Annotated in this window: 28 protein-coding genes; 1 reads left to right on the top strand and 27 read right to left on the bottom strand. The window is 45.0% G+C overall.

Annotated features, from left to right (window positions below):
• Positions 1–36 precede the first annotated feature (36 nt).
• The 6 genes from PYCH_RS07030 to PYCH_RS07010 all read right to left on the bottom strand — a co-directional run bounded on the left by PYCH_RS07030 (position 37) and on the right by PYCH_RS07010 (position 2,644).
• Positions 37–555 (bottom strand): hypothetical protein, encoded by a 519-nt coding sequence (locus tag PYCH_RS07030; RefSeq protein WP_013906161.1) that lies wholly within the window; start codon positions 553–555, stop codon positions 37–39.
• On the bottom strand, positions 555–794 hold the full coding sequence (locus PYCH_RS07025) for a hypothetical protein (protein WP_013906160.1): 240 nt from the start codon (positions 792–794) through the stop codon (positions 555–557). Before PYCH_RS07025 ends, PYCH_RS07030 begins: the two co-directional genes overlap by 1 nt.
• 4 nt (positions 795–798) lie before the next feature.
• Positions 799–1,050: a hypothetical protein gene (locus PYCH_RS07020; protein ID WP_013906159.1), complete on the bottom strand. Its 252-nt coding sequence runs from the start codon at positions 1,048–1,050 to the stop codon at positions 799–801.
• On the bottom strand, positions 1,047–1,622 hold the full coding sequence (locus tag PYCH_RS07015; protein WP_013906158.1) for a hypothetical protein: 576 nt from the start codon (positions 1,620–1,622) through the stop codon (positions 1,047–1,049). The genes PYCH_RS07020 and PYCH_RS07015 overlap by 4 nt, the downstream gene beginning before the upstream one ends.
• Before the next feature lie 6 nt (positions 1,623–1,628).
• Positions 1,629–1,802, bottom strand: a complete 174-nt coding sequence (locus tag PYCH_RS10035) for a hypothetical protein (protein ID WP_013906157.1) — start codon at positions 1,800–1,802, stop codon at positions 1,629–1,631.
• A gap of 404 nt (positions 1,803–2,206) precedes the next feature.
• Positions 2,207–2,644, bottom strand: a complete 438-nt coding sequence (locus tag PYCH_RS07010) for an AbrB/MazE/SpoVT family DNA-binding domain-containing protein (protein WP_013906156.1) — start codon at positions 2,642–2,644, stop codon at positions 2,207–2,209.
• A gap of 652 nt (positions 2,645–3,296) precedes the next feature.
• Here PYCH_RS07010 and PYCH_RS07005 point away from each other — a divergent pair.
• Positions 3,297–3,605, top strand: a complete 309-nt coding sequence (locus tag PYCH_RS07005; protein WP_148236212.1) for a hypothetical protein — start codon at positions 3,297–3,299, stop codon at positions 3,603–3,605.
• Position 3,606: 1 nt separating this feature from the next.
• Here the strand turns inward: PYCH_RS07005 and PYCH_RS07000 are convergent, their stop codons facing one another.
• The 21 genes from PYCH_RS07000 to PYCH_RS06910 form a co-directional block, all read right to left on the bottom strand.
• Positions 3,607–3,879 carry a hypothetical protein gene (locus PYCH_RS07000; protein WP_013906155.1) on the bottom strand — a complete coding sequence of 91 codons (273 nt, stop codon included), beginning with the start codon at positions 3,877–3,879 and terminating at the stop codon, positions 3,607–3,609.
• Positions 3,880–3,892: 13 nt separating this feature from the next.
• Positions 3,893–4,651: a hypothetical protein gene (locus PYCH_RS06995; protein WP_013906154.1), complete on the bottom strand. Its 759-nt coding sequence runs from the start codon at positions 4,649–4,651 to the stop codon at positions 3,893–3,895.
• A 10-nt stretch (positions 4,652–4,661) separates the two neighbouring features.
• Positions 4,662–6,083 (bottom strand): helicase HerA domain-containing protein, encoded by a 1,422-nt coding sequence (locus PYCH_RS06990; protein WP_013906153.1) that lies wholly within the window; start codon positions 6,081–6,083, stop codon positions 4,662–4,664.
• 131 nt (positions 6,084–6,214) lie between these two features.
• The gene (locus tag PYCH_RS06985) at positions 6,215–7,024 is read right to left on the bottom strand and encodes a hypothetical protein (RefSeq protein WP_013906152.1); all 810 of its coding nucleotides are present in this window, start codon (positions 7,022–7,024) and stop codon (positions 6,215–6,217) included.
• Positions 7,021–7,467 carry a hypothetical protein gene (locus tag PYCH_RS06980; protein ID WP_148236210.1) on the bottom strand — a complete coding sequence of 149 codons (447 nt, stop codon included), beginning with the start codon at positions 7,465–7,467 and terminating at the stop codon, positions 7,021–7,023. Before PYCH_RS06980 ends, PYCH_RS06985 begins: the two co-directional genes overlap by 4 nt.
• The gene (locus PYCH_RS06975; RefSeq protein WP_013906150.1) at positions 7,461–7,652 is read right to left on the bottom strand and encodes a hypothetical protein; all 192 of its coding nucleotides are present in this window, start codon (positions 7,650–7,652) and stop codon (positions 7,461–7,463) included. Before PYCH_RS06975 ends, PYCH_RS06980 begins: the two co-directional genes overlap by 7 nt.
• A gap of 9 nt (positions 7,653–7,661) precedes the next feature.
• Complete coding sequence (locus PYCH_RS06970; RefSeq protein ID WP_013906149.1) at positions 7,662–8,141, bottom strand: hypothetical protein; 480 nt, start codon at positions 8,139–8,141, stop codon at positions 7,662–7,664.
• Positions 8,142–8,152: 11 nt separating this feature from the next.
• Positions 8,153–8,962, bottom strand: coding sequence for a hypothetical protein (locus PYCH_RS06965; RefSeq protein WP_013906148.1), 810 nt, complete (start codon positions 8,960–8,962; stop codon positions 8,153–8,155).
• Positions 8,959–9,216 (bottom strand): hypothetical protein, encoded by a 258-nt coding sequence (locus tag PYCH_RS06960; protein WP_013906147.1) that lies wholly within the window; start codon positions 9,214–9,216, stop codon positions 8,959–8,961. Before PYCH_RS06960 ends, PYCH_RS06965 begins: the two co-directional genes overlap by 4 nt.
• Positions 9,216–9,551, bottom strand: a complete 336-nt coding sequence (locus PYCH_RS06955) for a hypothetical protein (protein WP_013906146.1) — start codon at positions 9,549–9,551, stop codon at positions 9,216–9,218. The genes PYCH_RS06960 and PYCH_RS06955 overlap by 1 nt, the downstream gene beginning before the upstream one ends.
• An 11-nt stretch (positions 9,552–9,562) precedes the next feature.
• Positions 9,563–10,078 carry a hypothetical protein gene (locus PYCH_RS06950; protein WP_013906145.1) on the bottom strand — a complete coding sequence of 172 codons (516 nt, stop codon included), beginning with the start codon at positions 10,076–10,078 and terminating at the stop codon, positions 9,563–9,565.
• Complete coding sequence (locus PYCH_RS06945; protein WP_013906144.1) at positions 10,078–10,566, bottom strand: hypothetical protein; 489 nt, start codon at positions 10,564–10,566, stop codon at positions 10,078–10,080. The genes PYCH_RS06950 and PYCH_RS06945 overlap by 1 nt, the downstream gene beginning before the upstream one ends.
• Before the next feature lie 9 nt (positions 10,567–10,575).
• Entirely contained in the window at positions 10,576–12,774 is a 2,199-nt protein-coding gene (locus PYCH_RS06940; protein ID WP_013906143.1) for a glycine zipper domain-containing protein, read from the bottom strand.
• A 4-nt stretch (positions 12,775–12,778) separates the two neighbouring features.
• A complete protein-coding gene (locus PYCH_RS06935; protein ID WP_237698653.1) occupies positions 12,779–14,023 on the bottom strand; it encodes a hypothetical protein in 1,245 nt (414 codons plus the stop codon).
• Positions 14,024–14,853: 830 nt separating this feature from the next.
• Positions 14,854–15,213: a hypothetical protein gene (locus PYCH_RS06930; protein WP_013906141.1), complete on the bottom strand. Its 360-nt coding sequence runs from the start codon at positions 15,211–15,213 to the stop codon at positions 14,854–14,856.
• Entirely contained in the window at positions 15,210–15,377 is a 168-nt protein-coding gene (locus PYCH_RS09975) for a hypothetical protein (protein ID WP_013906140.1), read from the bottom strand. Before PYCH_RS09975 ends, PYCH_RS06930 begins: the two co-directional genes overlap by 4 nt.
• Before the next feature lie 116 nt (positions 15,378–15,493).
• Positions 15,494–15,661, bottom strand: coding sequence for a ribbon-helix-helix domain-containing protein (locus PYCH_RS09655; RefSeq protein ID WP_013906139.1), 168 nt, complete (start codon positions 15,659–15,661; stop codon positions 15,494–15,496).
• Between the two features lie 153 nt (positions 15,662–15,814).
• Positions 15,815–16,687 carry an integrase gene (locus PYCH_RS06925; RefSeq protein WP_048058262.1) on the bottom strand — a complete coding sequence of 291 codons (873 nt, stop codon included), beginning with the start codon at positions 16,685–16,687 and terminating at the stop codon, positions 15,815–15,817.
• Between the two features lie 9 nt (positions 16,688–16,696).
• On the bottom strand, positions 16,697–17,290 hold the full coding sequence (locus PYCH_RS06920; RefSeq protein WP_013906136.1) for a potassium channel family protein: 594 nt from the start codon (positions 17,288–17,290) through the stop codon (positions 16,697–16,699).
• The gene (locus tag PYCH_RS06915) at positions 17,277–17,894 is read right to left on the bottom strand and encodes a potassium channel family protein (protein WP_013906135.1); all 618 of its coding nucleotides are present in this window, start codon (positions 17,892–17,894) and stop codon (positions 17,277–17,279) included. Before PYCH_RS06915 ends, PYCH_RS06920 begins: the two co-directional genes overlap by 14 nt.
• A 60-nt stretch (positions 17,895–17,954) precedes the next feature.
• Complete coding sequence (locus tag PYCH_RS06910; RefSeq protein ID WP_013906134.1) at positions 17,955–19,142, bottom strand: magnesium transporter; 1,188 nt, start codon at positions 19,140–19,142, stop codon at positions 17,955–17,957.
• Between the last annotated feature and the right edge of the window lie 14 nt (positions 19,143–19,156).

Genomic DNA, 19,156 nt, shown 5'->3' with positions numbered 1-19,156 from the left:
CATGGTTCTTTTCCCTCCAAGAAGTTAACATTGGGATCACCTCAATAGGATTGATAGGTCAGTTTTCAGGTCTTCGAGGGTCTTCGAGACTATGGTATCATCGAGGTTTATGATGGCGTATGTGTCTTTTGCTGAGCCATTATGCCTCTCTTCCAGCCGAGCCTCCACCCTGAGGACGTTGAACATGACGAAGTACTTCCCAACCTGGACGAAGTAGTAGATGGGAATCTCCATCCTCTTGGCCAAGGCTCTAAGCCTTATGAACTGCTTGCCATTAACTTCAAGCTCCTTGTTCAGCCAGGCTTCCTCGGCCGTGAACCAACTCTTGAACTTCAACTCAAAAGCCGCCAGCGGCTCATCAGACTCCTTATCAAAAATTATCGAGTCCAGGTCATAGAGGGCAAACCTGTCCGGGAACAACTGTTCGATGAGACTACTGAAGAGGTACTTGTTCTCGGCACTTTTGACCTCCCTCTTCATGTAATCAAAGAAGGGCTTGTAAATGGAGGGCCCATAGCGGGCCGCCTGACGAACCATCGAAGCACGAGAAGCCATCAAGCCCGCACCTCCTCGCAGAAATAATGCCAATTTATCTTGTAGTAGATCCAGACCTCGTCCACCCGAACCTTCCTGTTGAGGTCCTCCTCCGAGTACTTCCCCTCCCTGAACCCACTCCTCGTGAACCTCTTAACCCTCCCATCCCTCAATGCAACCGAGACAACCCAAGTACTCTTATACTTGAACAGATCCTTGATAGTTGTAATATCACCAGGCCTAGGCCTCCTCCTCGGCATTAAATCACCCCCTCAAAATCCCAAACTTCCTCAACAACCCCTTTACTGTTAGTAATGCCCCCAAGTAGCCATCCCAATAGAAATACTCCTCCATATCCTGTTTTATGAGAAAATACTCCCTTTTCCTTCTAGCTTCTAGTATCTCCCTTTCAAGCTCCCTTCTCAAAACTTCCAATTCCCTTGCCTCAGCCTCCCTAGCCTTCCTAACCTCCGACGCCACAAACTCCCAAAACTCCCTACTAACCTCCGAACTCATACAACCACCCCTACTTTTGTTGTCCGAAAGGAGTCCACGTCAGGAGCGAGCCTCCTAACGCGCCAAGCAAGAATACCAACATCCAACTTCTTCTCAACAACAAGCCCAAGCTCTTCAGAAACGAGATACTTCCCCTCATCCCTGAACCAACGCCTAAGGAAAACCTCAGCCTTCTTCTTGAGGGTTTCACCCATTTCAGACCAGCCAAGCATCCTAAAGAAATCGATGAGCTTGAGCTCACTATGAACATCAAGAATCCTCCAAGCCTCCTCCCTAAGATCAAGAGCCTCACGCTCGCGCTTAGAAATGCCACCATACTTAGCTAACTCATCCTGAAGCCTCTGAACAAGTTTCTGAAGTTCCTCAATTCTCTTCTTCAGCTCCTCATTTTCTCTCCTGAGGTTCTCTAATTCTATAGCCTTGACAACTTCACCCTTATAGGCGCGCCAAAGCATCGTGAAAACTTTACCATAACTAAGCTTCCCCCTGAACTCATCTATCTCCTCTTTTATTTCAGCTTCAATGGTCACTGAAAATGTGCGTGGGTTCTTGTATTCTGGCTTTCTTGCCATAGGTCCTCACCGAGATTCCCTTTTGACCAAATCATCCACTTTTTCCAAGAGCCAAGCGAGAAAATCACCGCGAGTCAGTCCGAGCTCCTTTCTCATATGTTCGAACTTTTCAGCTACCTCAGGTGCAACTGAAATCGTTAGTAGTGCAGGCCCATACTCATACTTTCTTGGCCTTGGCATTTTAACCACCTAACAATATGTTCGTCATAACGATTTTGTTGTTATTTATTTAAAAACTTTTCGTGCATAAAAATATACATCCAGCTTTGGCTAATGTATCTAGAACAGCCAACCTATGATGCTGAGCAATAATACTAAAATACTATTATTTATTGCCGGATAAATTGTTAGTTAAACAATTTATCCAAGCAATTAGAGAGTAGTATTCTGTATATTCTCGGCCACAAGCTGATGTGTATTTATAAATGCAAATCCTGTGAAAAAATTCTGAACATTACACTGCGACAGAGTAATGTTCATGATTTTCTGTTAGAAAACTGGTTTATAAATAAAGCACTGCCATAGAGTAAGTATCAGGAAAATAGACTGCTTTAATCGCTTGGATAAATTGTTTAACTAACAATTTATCCGGCAATAAATAACATATTATATGCACCTTTAGCAACCATAGCAAGAAGTCTTTTTTCGTCTTCATCCGAGATGATTCTATAGTCGTTGGCTCTTAATGCTCTCATAATTTTGAGTCCTCTCTCACCTACAACATCTTCAATCCTAATAAAGCCGATTAGGAGGACCTCCACAAAGTCTCCATCTGATATATCCAATTCCTTCCTAAGTCCAAGGGGAATTGTCAATACTCCCCTAACCGTGAGCTGAGCTATGAACCATCCTCTCCCTTTGATTTGTCCGTTTTCTATTTTTCTGATGATTAGTTCAACGATGTCATGCTGATCTATTCCGAAATAATCTCTTTCGTTCTTTGGTATGGCTATTCTACCATTCCTATACACTTGTGCATGGAATTTCGCTAGTGGTTCGATGATTTGCTGGTTTTCTGGCATGCTGTTGCCTCCTTTGTAATTAATGCGTTTTAAGTATATTGGGGTTTCGGTTAAAAATGTGTTGTTGTGGGGGATAATGTTAATAAAGTTTGGAGTAAAGGAATTTTTGCATTATAGAAAAAAGTGGAGGTTGTCTGTATGGCTCGGACGTCTACATTTCTTATTGTTTTGTTGTTGGTTTCGTTGGTTGCTAATGCGGCGCTTTTAGGTGCTTTCATGGGCATGAACTGACCTCCTCCCCGTCAATGGCGAGGGGTTAACTCGTTGGAACCCTCGCCCTTTAGGGCGGGGAGGAGGTCAGATTAATACACTCTTAGCAGCCATGATTAAGGTGTATTTTAAGGATGTTTATGGTGATGCTAGGAAAGTGTTTGAAGGATCACCTGAAGAAATGCTTTCATGGCTTGAGAAAGATACAAGTCGTTGAAGTTGTCGTGAGTAGTAAGCTTCATTAAGTTTTTTGCATTATTTTATAGTGAGGGATGGGTATGAGTGCTAAAAGTCGTGAGGATGAGGTCGTTGCTGCTATTATCGGTGGGGGAATCTTGGGTGCTATCATTGCTGGTGCGCCGGGAGCACTTATTGGGGCAATTCTTGGAGCGTTAATTGCATCTTCTGATGAGGGTAAGAAGAAAACACGGAGTAGGTCTAGGTGATTTTTGTGAAGTTGGATTTTGTTACATTTTCAGCGTTGTTAACGGTTGTTCTAATATTCTATCACAAACAAAGAAATAAGGTCGGATTAAAAGATATTCATTTGAGGACGTTCATAATGTATTTTATTAATGCGAATGCTTTTGTTGCTAGTTTGATACTGCTTATATATGGTGCCTTTGGTTGGCCTGCAAATGCGCTTGAAGTATTAGGTAGATGGCCTCTTTTCTTTGCCGGTGGTGCCTTGTTTAAGGTAACTTATGATGCAATTCGTTCTGAGCTTGAAAATATTCAAAATGAACAATAAATTAAGGCAGGTCGTTGATGATGCAGAGTTTCTTTATCTCAACTGCAACGTCTTCGAGGAGTTTGCGTCCGTACTCGGTTCCCATGAGCTCCCATGCTTCGCCCAATTTCTTTTGAATCTCCTTCAAAATCTCCTGATTTAGCTCTTTCTTTTTCTTTAATCCCCATGTGCTATTTTTCTTCTCTTTCTTACTCTCTCCAATTTCCTCAACTTCTCTGAACTCTTGGCTTGCAATCTGCTTCAAGAGCTCCTCTGGATTGCTGCTCTGATCCATGAGTTCCACCTTCTCACTCTCCTATTATGCTTTTCAGCTCACGCTTGACTGGATTCTCATCAAACTCCATCTCCGTTCCTCCAAATCTTTCCTCAGTCTTTTTACCTTGCTGCTCTTTTTCTTTCCAGTACACTTTGACTCTTGGGTTAATCTGGAGTGCTAATTCAACTTCTTTCTTGCTCAACCTCAGTAGTTCAAAGTATTTTTCTTTGTACTTATCACGCTCGGCTTTTACTGCTTCGTAGGCTTCCCAACCTGCTGTAATTGCTGGATGGACGACCATAGGGATGGCTTCTTGGATTCCTGTTCCTCTGTATTCTGTAACAGATTGACAGTAAACGGTGATTGCTTCGTTGTTGAATTGCACTATTTTTTTGTGGGCTTTCAAAATTTTGTGTGGTGGTTGTTTGCCGAAGATTCTTGCTAAGCTCCACCAAATGTGGTCTAACCAGCTTGGTTGTCTTTCTTGGTAGTAAATCCAGTATTCGTCATAGTTTATCATATAGCTTTCTGGATAACCGAGGATTATGCTGCCTTCTTCCGGCGTTACGGCGATTAGGAGTTTTTGATAAGTTGGCTTGATTTGGCTCATTCTTTGTGCTAAGATTCTTTGCTGTCTTATTCTTTCTTCAACTCTTTTCTCAATCTCTTCTTCGAGGTCGAATTCTTTAAGGCTCATGAAGTAGCTTGCGGCTTCTTCATCGCTCATTACAATTCCTCCAGCTTCTCGCTTTGTTTTCTTCTTTTTCCTAAATCTGTCAAATATTCCCATCTCCACCACCTCAAAAGCTTTGATTTGGGCGAAAATACATTTTAACCGTAAATTCTCTATCAAAAGAGAACCAGCCTCTTCCTTTCTTCTTTCTGCGTTTTACAAACTCTTCAAAGCTGTCGTGTTCGATTGGAATGTTTAGTTTGTCTCCGTCCATGATAGCGACTCTTAGAATGTCAAGGTCTTTTGGGCTTGCGAGGGCTCCGATGACTGCTATGTGTGTCGCTCCCATTATTAGTGACATTGGGAGTTTGTAGAGGTATTGCGTGCCTGCAACAACGTTGACGCTTAGGCTTCTTCCTTTTCTGTATAGTTCTTCCATTGCCAGCCATGCAAGGTTGTGTCTGGATGCTTCGCCAGCTGTTCCGATTAAGTCCTGTATTTCGTCGAAGAAGATCCAGATGTCGACTCTCCTCTTGCCTGCTATTACCTTAAGCTTTTTCCAGAGTAGATAAACTATCAACCTCTGCTCTTCTAAGTCTAAATCTGAGTTATCTGAGAAATCGATGACGTTGATTTTATCAGTTGTGAGGTATTCGGTGAATGGCTTGTGTTCCTGTCCGGTTTTTGTTAAGTTGCCTTTGAGGTAGAGTGGATCGGCTTTTATTTCTTCTAAGATTGATTGTAGGCTTTCGAGTGTGCTTTCTCTTACTGGTTCTTGGGTTTTGGCGAGGTGCAGGATTCTGTCTGGATCATGGATTTTGTAAACTTTCCAGTATTTTCTGAGTATTCTTCCATAGGCTGTGCCTTTTGGGATGTCGAATTTCTTTGCGAGCATTTCAAAGCTGATGTCTTTGAGGTGGATTTTTCCTTCTACAACTTCCGTTTTCGGCCCATTGTCGAGCTTTATTGCGTAGATGTTTCTTGTTGGTCTGAAGACTATTCTCCGCACTGGATAACTTCTTGGTTTTAGCCCGTGCCAGGTGAATATGTTGACAGGATAAGGTTTTATTGAGACGAGTGTGTCCATGAGGATGTAGTTGGGCAATCCCATTGCAAAGTCGCCTGGAAAGCCGAGCATGTGTTTGAGTTGTGGGTGTTGTTCTTGTAGTTTGAAGTATTGGGCGAGGAATTGGTGCCGTCTCTCTGCTTCTTCTTTGCCGAGTTCTTCGATTCTTTTCCTCCAAAACTGTTTTAGTCTCTGATATTTTGAGTAATCATATTTTCTTTCGAAGATGATTATCATGACGTCTTTTCCTTGATTGTGGTAGTATTCCCATAGTGCTTCGGCAAGGGCTTTCATTGTTGAGGTTTTGCCGTAGCCTGTTCTGCCGAGCATGAAGATGTGGTTTGCTTCTCCAACTTTCAGAGGGATGTAAAGCTTCTCTTTCTTGTTTGTGTTCATGAGCCTGCCAAGATATGGTCCACTGCTCGGATCGAAATAAGGAATATCAACGGCTTGAGTTGTGGGTTGTTTTATTGATACTGCCATTTAACTCAATCCTCCTTTTTCTTTCCAGATTTTCTTTATTTTAAACAAAAAACTATACCTCTCCGTAAAAGATTAACTCAGCTTCCTTTATTTTCCTTTATCACCTCTCAGCTTCCTTTTACAATTGGGGGTCATAATGGGTACTCCCAACTCTTTTTCCCACGGTACAGCAAGAAGCCAGCAAGCCCTACAATTAGTCCTGCAAAAATGAGTGTTTTGATGATGATGGAACCGATCAAGCGCTCTTTCTTTGCTTTCTCGATGTAGCTTTTCTCTGATTTTTGCGCCTGCTCTTCAAGAAGCTTTGTGATCAGAGTTCTGTACTCATTATTCTGCTGCTCTAAGAATTGTGCTTTGGCTTTTAACTGGTTAATGAGGTTTGTCTGGTTTGCTATTTGGGCTTTCAGCTCTCTGTTCTCTTTCGTCAAGTTGTTTATTCGGGCTTGAAGCTTTGAAACATCTTGGGCTTTTGCTTCCTTAAGCTGCTTTTCTAAATCAGAAACCCTCCTCTTCAGCTGCTTGTTCTCGTTCTCTAAGTTTTCAACCTGCTTTTTTAGTTGTTCATTCTCTTGCTTCAGCTTTGCATTCTCTTCTTTGAGCCTGCTAATTTCTGCAGAGTAATCTTTGACTGCATTGAAGCTTATTGTGAATGGTTCATCACTTGAGATGCTCAGAATGGCGTAATCATTGAATTCACTAACGCTGATTTCAAGCCCTTCAAAAGTTTTAGAGCTTCCGGCGTAAATCAGCCCTAATAACTGTCCATCTTTGTAAATTACTGCTGCCGTCCTGTTGTCAGCTTTATTTTTGTCAATCTGGATTGTTAGGTCATTAACATAAATTTGATCGCCAACATTCAGCTTTCCAGTCCAGGAGTATGTTGCAGACGCCAATGTTCCTAATAATATTATAATGAATATTGGGGAGAGAAAGCGCTTCATGTCACGGTCACCTCTAAGGGCTCTGTGGATTCAAGCTTGATGTGGGCGACGTAGTAACTCGTTCCTGTAAAGACTCCGTAACCGTAGAAGTGAATGCTGTCGAGGGTAATGTTTGCCGGCTCATAGTAAAGCTCAGTCTTGTTTGTTTCTAAGTTAATGATCCAGAAGGCAAATTTTGACTTGGAAACATCGTAATCAGGCTTGATAAGCCATTTTCCGTTGACTGTGACTGTTTTGCCGACTAAAACGTCATCCTCCCAAGTGTACAGTTTTGTTTCGTTTGTGGTGTTTGAAATCGTGAGGTTGCTAACCTCTTCAGTTAAGTTTTCAAGTTTGCTCAGGTTGATTATTATCAAGGAGCCTTCTTTTCTGATACATCCAGATGAAGCTACAACTAATCCGATGAGAAGCAATAACACAAAAATTCGCCTTATTTTTACCACCTCCTAATTAGTGTTAGAATGCCGGCAAGAACCATGTAAACGAGTGCTGAAAAGCCTCCCACTACCATTGCAACCATTAAGTCAAGGAAATCGCCAACAAAGCCAATCACCATAAATCTTGCAAGCAGCCAGTACGCTATTGTCACGATTATGAATATCTTGAATGCATTCTTCAAAATCCTCATTTTCTCACCTCAATCCAGCAATCCCTTAATCTTCACCAAACCCTGCTTTCTTTCGACATAGGCCAAGCCTGCAAAGAATTTTGAGGAGCCTTTCTTGATGTAGAGCTCAAAAACCCAATACAGCTTGCCATTTTCTTCTTTCTCGCTCATGCTTTTGATTTCGGGCTCGATTCTCATGTCATACTTCTTGAGCTTGAGATTGTATTCTGCAAGGTAGTTGTTCAGGATGTTCAGGGCTTCCTCTGCCGTGATCGGGTAGTCCTCAACATAGTTTCCTTCAAAGCGTACAATGTGCCCGTCAGCAAACTTCATTGTATTGTTCACAACGATGAAGCCTTCGGTAGGATAGCCAAGCTCGTATAAGCGTTTTTGAAGCTCGTTCTCGGCGAATGTCGAATAGCCGTAATAGAGCAAAAAAACTATGCTGACTATCGCGAAGAGGCGGAGAATCACTTTGGAAAATGAAGGAGAGGGGCGGTGGGCGTACATTTCAGCCCACCTCAGCCGCTCACAGTCTTAGTCTCGTTCGCGTAGAGCTGTATTGTGCCGTTTGCCGGCACTCTGGCCATGTTGCCGCTGATGTCGTAGACCTCGGCATAGACGTCGAGGTATGGGTAGATGGTGTCGGTGGTGTTGCTGTCGACGGTGAGCGTGTAGGTGTACGGGCTGACGGTGAGGGTGACGTTGCTGAAGGTCACGTTTGTCAGGTTGCCGTCTGCAGTGATTGCATAGAATAGGATCACTTTGTCTATGGCATCGTTGTCGCTGGCGTTGATGAGGATTGTTGCATTACCTGTCGTTGCATTATACTCGATTGTTAGCGTTGCAGTCGGAGCAACGGTATCGGTGACGGTTACACTCTCATAGCCGGTTGATGGGTATCTGAAGACCTTTGTGGTGCCGTCTTCAACGTATTGAATCTCAATGTAGTAATAGAGGACATCTCCAAACTTTGTATCAACTGTGTACTCGTACGTGCCGTTCACGTCGGTTAAGGAGACTGCAGTGTAGCTTGCATTTGCAGGATCGGCAACGTTAAGGGCGTAGTAGAGCTTGACGCTTGTGATGTTGAATTTGTCAGCATTTGCTATGCTGAAGCTGATTTTTACATCCCCAACATCGAGGACTGTTGCAACAAGGTTTGAAATTCCGAGGGTGTAGGTTTCTGTTGCTGTTGTTTCGTTGCTGTTGAGGCTGTTGTTTAGGTCTACGAATCCACCGACGCTGAAGCCGCTGTATGCCCAATATGCTATAACTCCAAACAAGACTATCAAACCAAACGTTACCAACTGCCTTTCCTTCTTTCTCATCCAACAACACCTCCGAGTTTGTCAGCAAGGGTTGAGATTTTATCCAGGAGAGCGGAAATGTCAAGCTTATCTAAAAACGAAAGGGTGTTCAACACGGCATTTGCAATATTTTCTGGAAGGTAACCAGCTTTTGCGAGATAGTATGCGCCAATAATTGCGATTATCAGAAATAATGCTGTTTTAAGCAGGTCTTTGAGTATCATTAGTGCGAGGATTCCAAACACTGCAAGCACGAGTATTCCCGTTGCATCCATTATCTCCTCCCCCCTCTCAGTGCTAATGCACCCAAAATGGCGGCAACTGAAAAGCTCACAACGCCTTTCACGAGTTCATAGATTGTTGCAGATGGATCGCTGGTCATTGCGAGCATTGCTATGCTGCCGATTGTGAGGAATGCTGCTGCATCCCAAACTCCCCAATCATCCAAATCTGCAATCCTGTAAACTGAAAGCCCGATGAGGGCTGAAGGGATGAATAAAGCCCAAAATCCGCTTAAGCCTAAAAGCTGACCTACTGAAGTTACTGTATCCTGCCAATAGAAAATGCAAAGGAGGTAAGCGATGAGAGACACTGCAACTCTGCCGAGCATTGCTGATCACCTCACGAAAGCAGTAGCATGGTTAGTTTTGCAATGGGTAGGCTGAACGCTACGCCAAGGTATTGTCCACTTGTTGCAATTGTTGCGGCGAGCCAGAGGAAGAATATCAGTTCGTCATCGCCGGTTTCTGGTGCTACAATGTATAGTGCGTAGGTTGCTGCAGCTAAGAGCACGCCCGTGTTGTAGGCTCCAACTGTCATTGTGATTGTGCCTGTCATGAAGTAAAGCACTGCCACGAAACCTATTCCTGCGATTATGAGGCTCATTAAAACCTTATTCAGCCCGAATTTTGATCCATAAGCAAAGCCGAGGAATTCGTAGTCCATCTTGTCAGAAAGCTTGTCAAGAATCTCAATGGCTATGATGACGTAGATTGGAGTTTTAGCAATAGCTTCAACATACTGACTTACTGTAATGTTCTGTCCGGTAGCCCATCTAAGGAGGAAACCTCCTAATCCGGCAACTAATACAAGCTTAATGAGGTAGTTTACATTATTCAGCTTCTTTGGAGCGTTCATTAGCCAATCACCCCTGGCAGAATTGTTATGAATTTTCCAGCAGTTACAAAAGTCTCAGCCAACCAGAGCCAGAGGAGCCATTCACTTGTGCCAGTGTTTGGCAGTAACGTTATCAAAGCCACAACTCCAGCCACGAGTACTGAAGCTGCCGATGCTGTTGCAATGTTTCCAGTAATGAGCCATAGGAATGCGAAGAAGAACACTCCCGTTGCTAGTATAGCGTAGATTAAGCCGAGCATGCGGTTGTTTGGTTTCTTTATTATTTTGTCATATAGTTTTCCACTATCAAGGCCATAGTCGAAGAACATTGCGAGTATTATAGCAGTCACTGGAATGCTGGCGAATGCCTCATTGAACTCTTGTGCTGTTACATTGTGCTTGCCGGCATACCATGCTATTAGAGCCATTATGCCCGTCACTACCAGCCGAAAACTCCATTTTGAAAAGGTTGGGCCGGCTTTCACCGGCCCATCTTTCTTATCACCCATCTTACCACCTCATAAGCTAATTCCAAACATTGGGCCAATCCACCAAACAAACACAATTCCAGCGACTATGAGGGCGCCTACTCCACCAAACAGTTGCTTGGAGATGTATATTGCGGCTATTGAAGCGAGTATCTTGAGTAAGAATGGTAGTACTTGCTTTATGTCGCTCCAATCTGTTGGGAATGAGAGCCATGAGAAGCCTTTTATTTCCTTGACGTTTTGCTCTATCTTAGAAGCATCTTCAACAAGAGATTGCGCTTGCCCTTCTTGTCCATAATAAGCGAGCTCTGCAGCCCTAACATAATAATCTCCAATTACTTCCTCTTCTTTCACAATCTCAGCATACTTAAGAACATCTTGGGAGTTGTCAGTGTTCTTGAGCTTCTCGGCATATTTTATAGCTTCTTTGTAGTGATAAATTGCCTTAGAAGCGTATTCAACAACTAAATCTTTGTTCTCAGCTTCACCTTTTTCTTTCCAAGACTGTGCAACCTCTATCTTGCTTTGTAGTGAGCTAATCAAGCTGTCTGCGATAGCCTTGAGTCTTTGAGCTTCTTCCAATGTTATTGAATTATCTCCAACAAGATTTCCAATCTCTTCGATGTATTGATCCATTGTAACTTTTCTTGTTGGATCAACTGGTGCAATTGCTGGCTCCATGAGTATCCAAACTGGAATTTGGGCCCCATCGTCTCTCTGAATCCATGCCTTAACAACGATAAATGCTCTATATGAGATTGTGCTATCGTCAGCATGGTATGTTACTGAACCTTGCAGAAGTTTTCCAGCTGATAAATCTCCCAAATGAGCAACCCCTTCAAGTGGAAGAGCTGCCGCAAGTTCCCAATGACCGTCTTTCGTAATTCTGTAAACTACGATTCTTGCCTCGTCAGTTATTGCCGGATTAAGCCCTCCAAAGTAGCCAGGATTACCTTGGATGTATACTTTGTATGGTGCGGTTGCGCTTAGTATGTGGAGAGGTGAGCTCCAAAGTCTTGCAACCAAATTTGAAGAAGCTCCTGCTGCCTTCATTTGGAATGCTGTAAATTCACTTGCCTCTGGAGAGTCTTGGTAGTAAATCGGCAAGCTTCCAGCAAATCCCGAAATTACATAAGTTCCTCCTCCAATGTGTCTGTAAGCGCTCAGACTTGTAAATACAGCATGGATAGGCTCATTGTGGTCAAAGATCCAATTTCCACTTCCATCTTGGTAGTATATTTTCCTGTATCCTGAAACTTCCGCAACAATCTCAAATTTTTCTGGTGTTGCGTTAAATATGTCCTTGACTAATTTCTCATCTGCAAGACCATTAAGCACGTCGTTTATGTACCCTACATAGGGATCAGGCCCTTTGAGAATAGTTGGAAAGCTCCACACAAAGCTCGTTGGTGGATCTAAGCACTCTTCATCCTCTCCAAAAGTCCACGTTCTCGTCCAATAGATGTTTCCATTTTCATCCTTTGCGTAAATTTTTACACTTGTTAAGCATATGGGATCCTTAACTTCTGAATTCCCTCTTGGCCTTAGTTCGAGCTCTATTGGGAAGGCACTAAAGCCGTAGATTTTTTCGGGCCCTTTAAGCACTATGTCTGCAAATTCTCCGCTGTCTCCACTGGCTTGGAAGTCATAATTAATTATACTACTCTGGAGCTTTGAGATGAGGATTTGCAAATCCTGCAATGCAGCCATATCAGCCTCTCTTGTTAAATTGCTGACGAGGGAATTCTTGATGTAATAGTCACTTGTGAAGTTGGCTAATGTTACGTTCTTTCCTGTATCGAGAAGTCCAGAGAAGTCTGTTTCACTTGTGCTTAGCCCAAGCCATTGACCAAGCTTTGTGTTTGCTATTTTCTCCTTAATTTTCTGCTCTAAGTATGACCCTCCTATGAATCCAATTACTCCGCCTGCTAATGCTCCAATTGCTGCTCCCACGGGCCCTCCAACCATTGCACCTATTGAGGCACCCACCTTCGCTCCAGCTAAGGCTCCACCAACACCACCGAGAAGGTTATTCTTCAGGGTATCAAAGAAATTCACAACTGCTTCCCAATTCGGCTTAGGCCATTCCCAAGCTGCAACCGGTTCAGCGTAAATGCTGATGAGGAGCATGAGCATGATTGCAATTCCCGCAACTTTCCTCTTCCTCTTCTCGTCTTTCACAATATCTTCATCTTCTTTCGGCCTGAAAAGTGAAAAGAAGAGCCCCATCCGCTCACCTCCTCCTCAGCACAAACACCAGTAGCAAGCCTAGGAGGACGTAAGCCCACGTGGAGGTGCTAGAGCCGCCACCGAAGAGCGTGAGTCCTCCAGAATCACTTATTATGACGGCAACCTTATCGCTGAAGACTACAGCATCCCCTTGGAGAACTTGGACGTTCAATTCATACGCATCATAGGTAAGCTCGGAAGGCACTGCAAATGCAATGCTGACGTCTTTCTCAGTAAGCGGAGCAACTGAAATGCTCTGGTTAATATCCTTCGGCAGGAAGCCACCGCTGACGACAATCGTGTAGTACTGCACGCTGGAGCTCGGGTTCTTGAAGTGGAGCGTGATGACTCCCTCGCCGCCCTCAGAGACGGTAAGGGTCTTGGTAACGAGGGTGATGGCAGGATTCACCTGGACGGAATAGACTGCTGTCTGGCCATTGAACTGGAGTTCGAGCGTGTAGGAGCCCTCGCTCGGGACGTTGATGCTGAAAGTGTGCGCCTCGTACGGGCTGAAAGCGTAGCTGTCAGACCAGACTTCATTCCCGCTTGAATCTTTGAGTACAGCCGTGATTAGGTAGCTCTGCCCACTGCTCTCACTGATTCTCAGCTCGTTCGTGCCCACCTGCCACTCGTTTGGCATCTGGACGCTGAACGGGAGCGGCTCGACGGTGTAGGTTACCTGTTTCGTCGTCGTGTAGGTCTGGCTCATTATCGCGTCGTTGCTCGTGAGCGTAATTGTGAACCCGTGAGTGCCGACCGCGCCGGCCTTGAACTTGATGCTGACCTGGACAGGTGAGGTGATGTCGCCGAGGTAGTACTTCCCGCCCTCGGGAGAGATGAGAGAGCCGTCTTTTCTGACTTCTATGATGTCAGAGAGGCCCGAAATCGAGAGATAAGTGTTGTAGGTCGCGGAAGTGTCGATGGGGAAGAGGGTGAAGGTGAGCGTGTAAATCGTGTTCTCATAGACTTGAATATCGCTTGGGAAGTTCAGGAACTTGAACGCTGTTGAAGAAGGATACATTTCAACGCTAACGCTCATATCGCTCTGAACGTCAATTGTCAAAGTAGTGCTCCAATATCCGCTTTTCTCAAAAGTCAAAGTATGAGTGCCCTTCGTTAGTTCAAGCGTCCCGCCGTCGTCAATTGTGCCGAGGACATTAGAGCCTTCTTTCACCGTTACCCCGCTCAGGGGCTGGCCAGTTAGAGCGTCCTTAACGCTGAAAGTAACAAGAAATGCAGGCGGAGACACGCTAAAAGCCCCTTCGAAGTCCGGCCCCGTATCTCCATCAATCGCATTACTCCACGAAGTCTTAGAATAAGAACCGTCAAAAATAACATACAAATACGCCCACCTGCTTATCCCATACATTATCGAAGCTCCTACTTTCGCCTCGTGGGCACCTTCCAGAACACCAGTTTTCAACACATAGGCATTATTATTATATTTTACACCATCAAACACTGCATAAGACGCCGCATTTTCCCCATTATTCTGTGTTGCTAATAGAATAGTCGTCGTTCCAGTTGAATTAAAGCCCAACGTCTTAAAAATCACTCCATCGTGCCCGCTGATACCATACATATAAATTACATTCCATGTTTTTGTTAGCTCGGGATTATCTGACGATAATACACCGTTCTGGTATATCCCTAAGTCATTAACAACTCCCGCATTGTAAAGGTCAGCTATGACTTGAGACGCATACTCTTCAAAAAGCGGCTTATATGTCGTTACTGAACCACCAAGGTTCGGAGACGCTGGCATGAATATTCTGAGAATGTCCTCTTTCGTATTAGCTGAAAACTCAAGCACTAAAGCAGAGCTGCTAACCTCCGCAACGACTGTTATCTGTCGTGCAAATGCCGAACAGTTAACCAACGACGTTACGTCTTTAGTGTAAAATCCAGTATTATTATCAAACGTCCACGTGCTATCCAAAGCGTTTACATTGAAAGAATGTTCAATAGTGTAATAAATAACATAAGTCCCCCCAGCCTTTACCGTGCCCGTCCCTACTGTTAGAGTGCCAAAAAGCAACAATAAACTAAATAAAACGCTTAACGCCCTTCTCATCTCCCTTACCCTCCCACACTGTAGTCAATTCCAATTCCACCAATCAAGCTCAAGAGGAGTGCAAGATTCTGAACGTTGTTCTTCAGAGCGTCAAAGAGCGCAGAAAAGCTTCCAGCCTGCTGTGCTAATGAGATCAAGAACGTGCACAGCAAGATGTCGTAAATTAGCACTCGCCAGCCCGCCGAAAGTGGTCTTATGTAAACAACGTTTTTGTTCCCCTTGTTTGTCAAGAGCCAGTGCATTGTGATTCCAGCCAAAGCCCCAAAGAATGCTGCCTCCTTTGTTATCATCCCCCATGCAGTTTTTGCAAAAAAGCCAGCTATCAGAACAAAAATCAGCAGTTGAATTGCTGAGTTTGTGTTCATGCAACCGCCACCTGCCTTGCCCTCCTCAAATCCTCAAGAACCTGCTTCAATTCTCTTTCAACCCGAATCTTTTCCTCAAGAATCCTGTGATACTCCTGCTCAAGCCTTGCCTTCCTCTTCCGCAACTTCCTAAGCCTCTTTTCGAGCTTTTCCACAGAATTCATACTATCGCCCCCGGGACCCAAGACAACCTAAAACAGAGAGTATGCATCTGATATTTAAGAATATTAGAAAAGGGCTGAGGAATGCTTAGATAGAGATTAAATAAAAAATGCAGAATTTATCCGATGATTTTCTTGTAGAGCTCTCTAATTGCCATCCTAACCACCGCCGACTGGTTGTTCACTCCAGTCTCCTTTGCAAGCCTCTTAATCATCCTTAGTGTTTCCTTATCGATGCTAACAGACCAAACAAAAGCACCAGAACCATTTAGCTTTTCCCGGGCCATCCTCCACTCACCTCCTTAAAGTCTTTTCATATTTATTCATCCACTTTCTCCTCTCCAACCACCAGCTAAGCTCGAAATAAAACAAAGAACCCATCACGAGCGCAAGAACAAAACCAAAAAACACGAAGACAATCCTAAGCAAAAACTCCATTGCTAACCCTCCAACACCTTCTTCAACTCATCAACCACCCGAGAATAAGCCTCGTCTGCCTCTAATTCCAAATCCAGATAGTGTTTCTCCAGAATCGCTCTTGGTACTCTACTTTGGATGTAATTTATTACGTGATCCTTTATACCTTGCATTGAGAGAAACGTTGCATGCCATTTTCTTATTGTCGAAGCATTCACTCTTCCATATTCCAAGCGTTTCCTAATTGTTGCCTCCTTAATTTTGACTGGCTTAATTTCATTGACAAGCTCGGCAGGCATATAAATGTAAAGAGATGCCTTTGTCCCGTGCCTTTCCATAAGAGCATATTTTGCAATATTGGGATAGTTTGGCAAGATGTAGAGTCTCCTCTCATCAAACTGAGTTAGCATCTTGTGAACAGTTCTCAGCCTTGCTCCACTGAACACGAGAATTTTGAAGAAAAGCCGAGTAACTTCATCAGAATGTCTCTTGTGATACTCCCAAGCCTCCAATAGCTCCTCAGTTGATATCCTAACTTCACTTTCCTTTGTCGGCTTAATCGGTATTGATTCCTTCAGTTCTTCGGCAAAAACTGGATCAATTATTTTCTGCTTCTTCAAGAACTGCACAAACTTTCTGAGTGCCTTACATAGATGACGCTTATAATTCTCCTTGGTAAGGGCACTCTCAAGTTCCTCGACTGAATGTGGGCTATACTTGTCAAAGAACTTTTTCAGAGCTCTGGTATATTCTGCAGCCGTTTCTTCAGAAAGTTTTCCAGCCTTTACTTGTCCAGAGAGCCACTCCAAAAACTGCTCTTCAAGAGAGACCCACAATCCAGCGAAATCCCCCGCCTTCCGAGCCGGCGACCCGGGTTCAAATCCCGGCCACCGCACCAAAATTAATTATTCCTCCTCTATCAGCTCTCCCTCTTCCCCCTTCTCGTTTGAGAGCTCTCTCAGGCGGTCTATTCCAGAACCGACCGCTATTAAAATGTCTCCCTCTCTGATAACTTCATCCCTGGAGGGGTTATATATGTACTTCCCGTCTCGCTTTATCGCTATGAGCCTAACACCAACCTTTGTTGGAAGCTTGAGTTGCTTGAGACTCTTTCCAATGAGAATCGACCCCTTGTTGACTTTCACGCGCCCTATCTCTTCCTCGACGTCGTGCATTATTTTCCTGATTATCGGATGGGGTTCGACATTCCTGAGAACGATGTCTGCTATCTCGTAGGCGGAGTCGCCTATCTGCTCATTTATGGTGGCCATTTCTATGATGCTCAGCAGGCTCTCGGGATCATCAACGTTTTTGGCGGCCTTTAGGGCAAGCTTCTTAACTCTCAGCGTGAGCTCGTCCATTTTTTCCTCCAGCAGGTAGACTTCATCGGCTATGTCATCGCTGTTGTACATGACGGAGGAGAAGGCGAGGTCAACCATCAGGGACGAGATATTCTTCATCTCTATAAGGCACTCCCTTATCTCCTCAAGTTTTTTCATTTCCGACCACCCTTATGACGCCCCTCGCTATCTCCCGGAGGTGCTCCACGGAGGTGTGGGTTCCCTTCCCTATGAGGACGTCGTTCGCCCTTATCCTGAAATCCTTATCGGGCCCGAATATCCACCTTCTGCCTCTTTTGACGGCTATTATCCAGACTCCTGTGTTCGTTGCCAGTTTAAGCTCTCCTAGCGTTCTTCCGACGAGCACGGAGTCGGGGCTCACGACGATCTTACCTATAATCTCCTCGCTCTCCATTATGGCCTCCTTTATGACGGGGTGGAGTTCAAGGCCTTCCAAGACCATCTTCGCAAGATCGCCTGCCGCATTCGAGATGTCCTCTATGGCGTTCGCCATCTGGAGTATCGCAGTCACCTGTTCGGCCTCTCTAACGTTCCTTGCCGCGAGGACGGCGTGGGTCGTGAGGTGATAGTTGAGGAGATCCATCCTCTCCTCGAGGTCAAGAACCTCTTCAGCTATCTCCTTATCGCCGAATAGAATAGAGGCGTATGCGAGGTCAACCATAAGCTCCGCGATGTTCTTCATCTCGATGAAGATTTCCCTGACGCTTTTTGGCTGATATTCGAATTCCTCGTGTTCCTCCATTTCCCCGCCCCCACCCGTTCTACCTCACCCTTAGTTTCTTTTAAGGTTTTCTTCACGGGATTAAACCATCGAGCGGGCCACTAGAATGATGAAGAGGGTTGAAAAGACATCGGCAAGGGTCGTTATCGCAGGAACGGTTGCGTTGTCGGGGTCTAGGCCGAGGCGTTCGAACCAGAGTGCCATGAAGTATGCCATCCACATTACTCCAAAGACGAGGAGGGGATAAAATATAAGGAATTTACTTACGAGTCCGACGGTCTCTTTTAGGGCGCTCCTGACAACACCGATTGCGATCACGTTGGCGAGGAGTCCGATGAGCCCTGCTAGGAGTGTGTATACACTTATCTCCAGGAGAACATCTCGGTTGAAGAGCCCCTCTATCTCCCCTAAGTGTAGCCTAGTGGACGTTTTCGCTCCGATGATAGAGCCGAAGTTTCCTGTGGCTGCCAGGATTGGGATATACATCACGCTGAAAATTACAGTGGCGCCAATTACATCGCTGTAGGACTGGAGGAGGCTTCCGGTGATGCTTGAAACTAGCGCGAGTATGGCAACGACACCCATGACTTCAAAGAACGTTCTTATGTCATCCCTACCTATCCGAGAGTGCCTCCACAGGAGAAGCACAAGGGCAAGCCCCGCTAGGAACAACCCTCCAAAAAATCCCGTGGAGCGCTCGTAAAGGATCATGAACGCGACAAGGAGCGGGACAGTCACGAGGTCTCCAATGGTCGTGACGAGTGGCGCGGCGACCGCGTCCGGGTCGGCCCCCTTCCTGAAAGGAATCAGGGTGGCGAGCGCCGTTGAATAGCCTATGATTAAGCTGGCGAATATTGTGGAGGCGGAAACTATGAGGAACACGGCCACGGCGACGTTTGCGTTCCCCACCTTTAAAACGCCGACGAGCCAGAGGATGGTAACTGGGAGTAGCGAGAGTAGCAGGGATATGAGGATGTTTTTGGTCACGTTTTCGTCCCTCAGCGTTGGCGTCATCTCGCCGAGGTGGAGCATTGTCGCGAACCTTGAGGCGAGAGCCCCAAAGATGTTGCCCCTCAGACCCATGAGCCCGGGAAGGATCACGAGGATTATCGGATATTCGAGCCTAATCTTCTCATAGAATTTGCCTAGGAATGCGCCGGCAAAGAAGTCGAGGAAGAGGCAGAGTAGCAGCGCGGGCAGCGATACCACTACGGCTTCCCTTAGCACTTCTTTCACTTCCCTTGTGGCCCCAGCACCGCATACTGCCATCGCCCTCACCTCGC

This window comes from Pyrococcus yayanosii CH1, assembly GCF_000215995.1.
Taxonomy (GTDB): Archaea; Methanobacteriota_B; Thermococci; order Thermococcales; family Thermococcaceae; genus Pyrococcus; species Pyrococcus yayanosii.
Note: the sequence above shows the minus strand (reverse complement) of the source record. Positions and strands in the feature narration are given on the sequence as shown.

Bases quoted from the DNA above. Each gene is read 5' to 3' on its own strand.
- PYCH_RS07000 (WP_013906155.1), bottom strand. From the start codon at position 3,879: ATGGATCAGAGCAGCAATCCAGAGGAGCTCTTGAAGCAGATTGCAAGC.
- PYCH_RS06940 (WP_013906143.1), bottom strand. From the start codon at position 12,774: ATGGGGCTCTTCTTTTCACTTTTCAGGCCGAAAGAAGATGAAGATATT.
- PYCH_RS06930 (WP_013906141.1), bottom strand. From the start codon at position 15,213: ATGAACACAAACTCAGCAATTCAACTGCTGATTTTTGTTCTGATAGCT.
- PYCH_RS06915 (WP_013906135.1), bottom strand. From the start codon at position 17,894: ATGGAGGAACACGAGGAATTCGAATATCAGCCAAAAAGCGTCAGGGAA.
- PYCH_RS06910 (WP_013906134.1), bottom strand. From the start codon at position 19,142: ATGGCAGTATGCGGTGCTGGGGCCACAAGGGAAGTGAAAGAAGTGCTA.
- PYCH_RS07020 (WP_013906159.1), bottom strand. From the start codon at position 1,050: ATGAGTTCGGAGGTTAGTAGGGAGTTTTGGGAGTTTGTGGCGTCGGAG.
- PYCH_RS06990 (WP_013906153.1), bottom strand. From the start codon at position 6,083: ATGGCAGTATCAATAAAACAACCCACAACTCAAGCCGTTGATATTCCT.
- PYCH_RS06945 (WP_013906144.1), bottom strand. From the start codon at position 10,566: ATGGGTGATAAGAAAGATGGGCCGGTGAAAGCCGGCCCAACCTTTTCA.
- PYCH_RS06965 (WP_013906148.1), bottom strand. From the start codon at position 8,962: ATGAGAAAGAAGGAAAGGCAGTTGGTAACGTTTGGTTTGATAGTCTTG.
- PYCH_RS09655 (WP_013906139.1), bottom strand. From the start codon at position 15,661: ATGGCCCGGGAAAAGCTAAATGGTTCTGGTGCTTTTGTTTGGTCTGTT.
- PYCH_RS06950 (WP_013906145.1), bottom strand. From the start codon at position 10,078: ATGAACGCTCCAAAGAAGCTGAATAATGTAAACTACCTCATTAAGCTT.
- PYCH_RS09975 (WP_013906140.1), bottom strand. From the start codon at position 15,377: ATGAATTCTGTGGAAAAGCTCGAAAAGAGGCTTAGGAAGTTGCGGAAG.
- PYCH_RS06970 (WP_013906149.1), bottom strand. From the start codon at position 8,141: ATGTACGCCCACCGCCCCTCTCCTTCATTTTCCAAAGTGATTCTCCGC.
- PYCH_RS06960 (WP_013906147.1), bottom strand. From the start codon at position 9,216: ATGGATGCAACGGGAATACTCGTGCTTGCAGTGTTTGGAATCCTCGCA.
- PYCH_RS07025 (WP_013906160.1), bottom strand. From the start codon at position 794: ATGCCGAGGAGGAGGCCTAGGCCTGGTGATATTACAACTATCAAGGAT.
- PYCH_RS06920 (WP_013906136.1), bottom strand. From the start codon at position 17,290: ATGAAAAAACTTGAGGAGATAAGGGAGTGCCTTATAGAGATGAAGAAT.
- PYCH_RS10035 (WP_013906157.1), bottom strand. From the start codon at position 1,802: ATGCCAAGGCCAAGAAAGTATGAGTATGGGCCTGCACTACTAACGATT.
- PYCH_RS06995 (WP_013906154.1), bottom strand. From the start codon at position 4,651: ATGGGAATATTTGACAGATTTAGGAAAAAGAAGAAAACAAAGCGAGAA.
- PYCH_RS07010 (WP_013906156.1), bottom strand. From the start codon at position 2,644: ATGCCAGAAAACCAGCAAATCATCGAACCACTAGCGAAATTCCATGCA.
- PYCH_RS06985 (WP_013906152.1), bottom strand. From the start codon at position 7,024: ATGAAGCGCTTTCTCTCCCCAATATTCATTATAATATTATTAGGAACA.
- PYCH_RS06955 (WP_013906146.1), bottom strand. From the start codon at position 9,551: ATGCTCGGCAGAGTTGCAGTGTCTCTCATCGCTTACCTCCTTTGCATT.
- PYCH_RS07030 (WP_013906161.1), bottom strand. From the start codon at position 555: ATGGCTTCTCGTGCTTCGATGGTTCGTCAGGCGGCCCGCTATGGGCCC.
- PYCH_RS06975 (WP_013906150.1), bottom strand. From the start codon at position 7,652: ATGAGGATTTTGAAGAATGCATTCAAGATATTCATAATCGTGACAATA.
- PYCH_RS07015 (WP_013906158.1), bottom strand. From the start codon at position 1,622: ATGGCAAGAAAGCCAGAATACAAGAACCCACGCACATTTTCAGTGACC.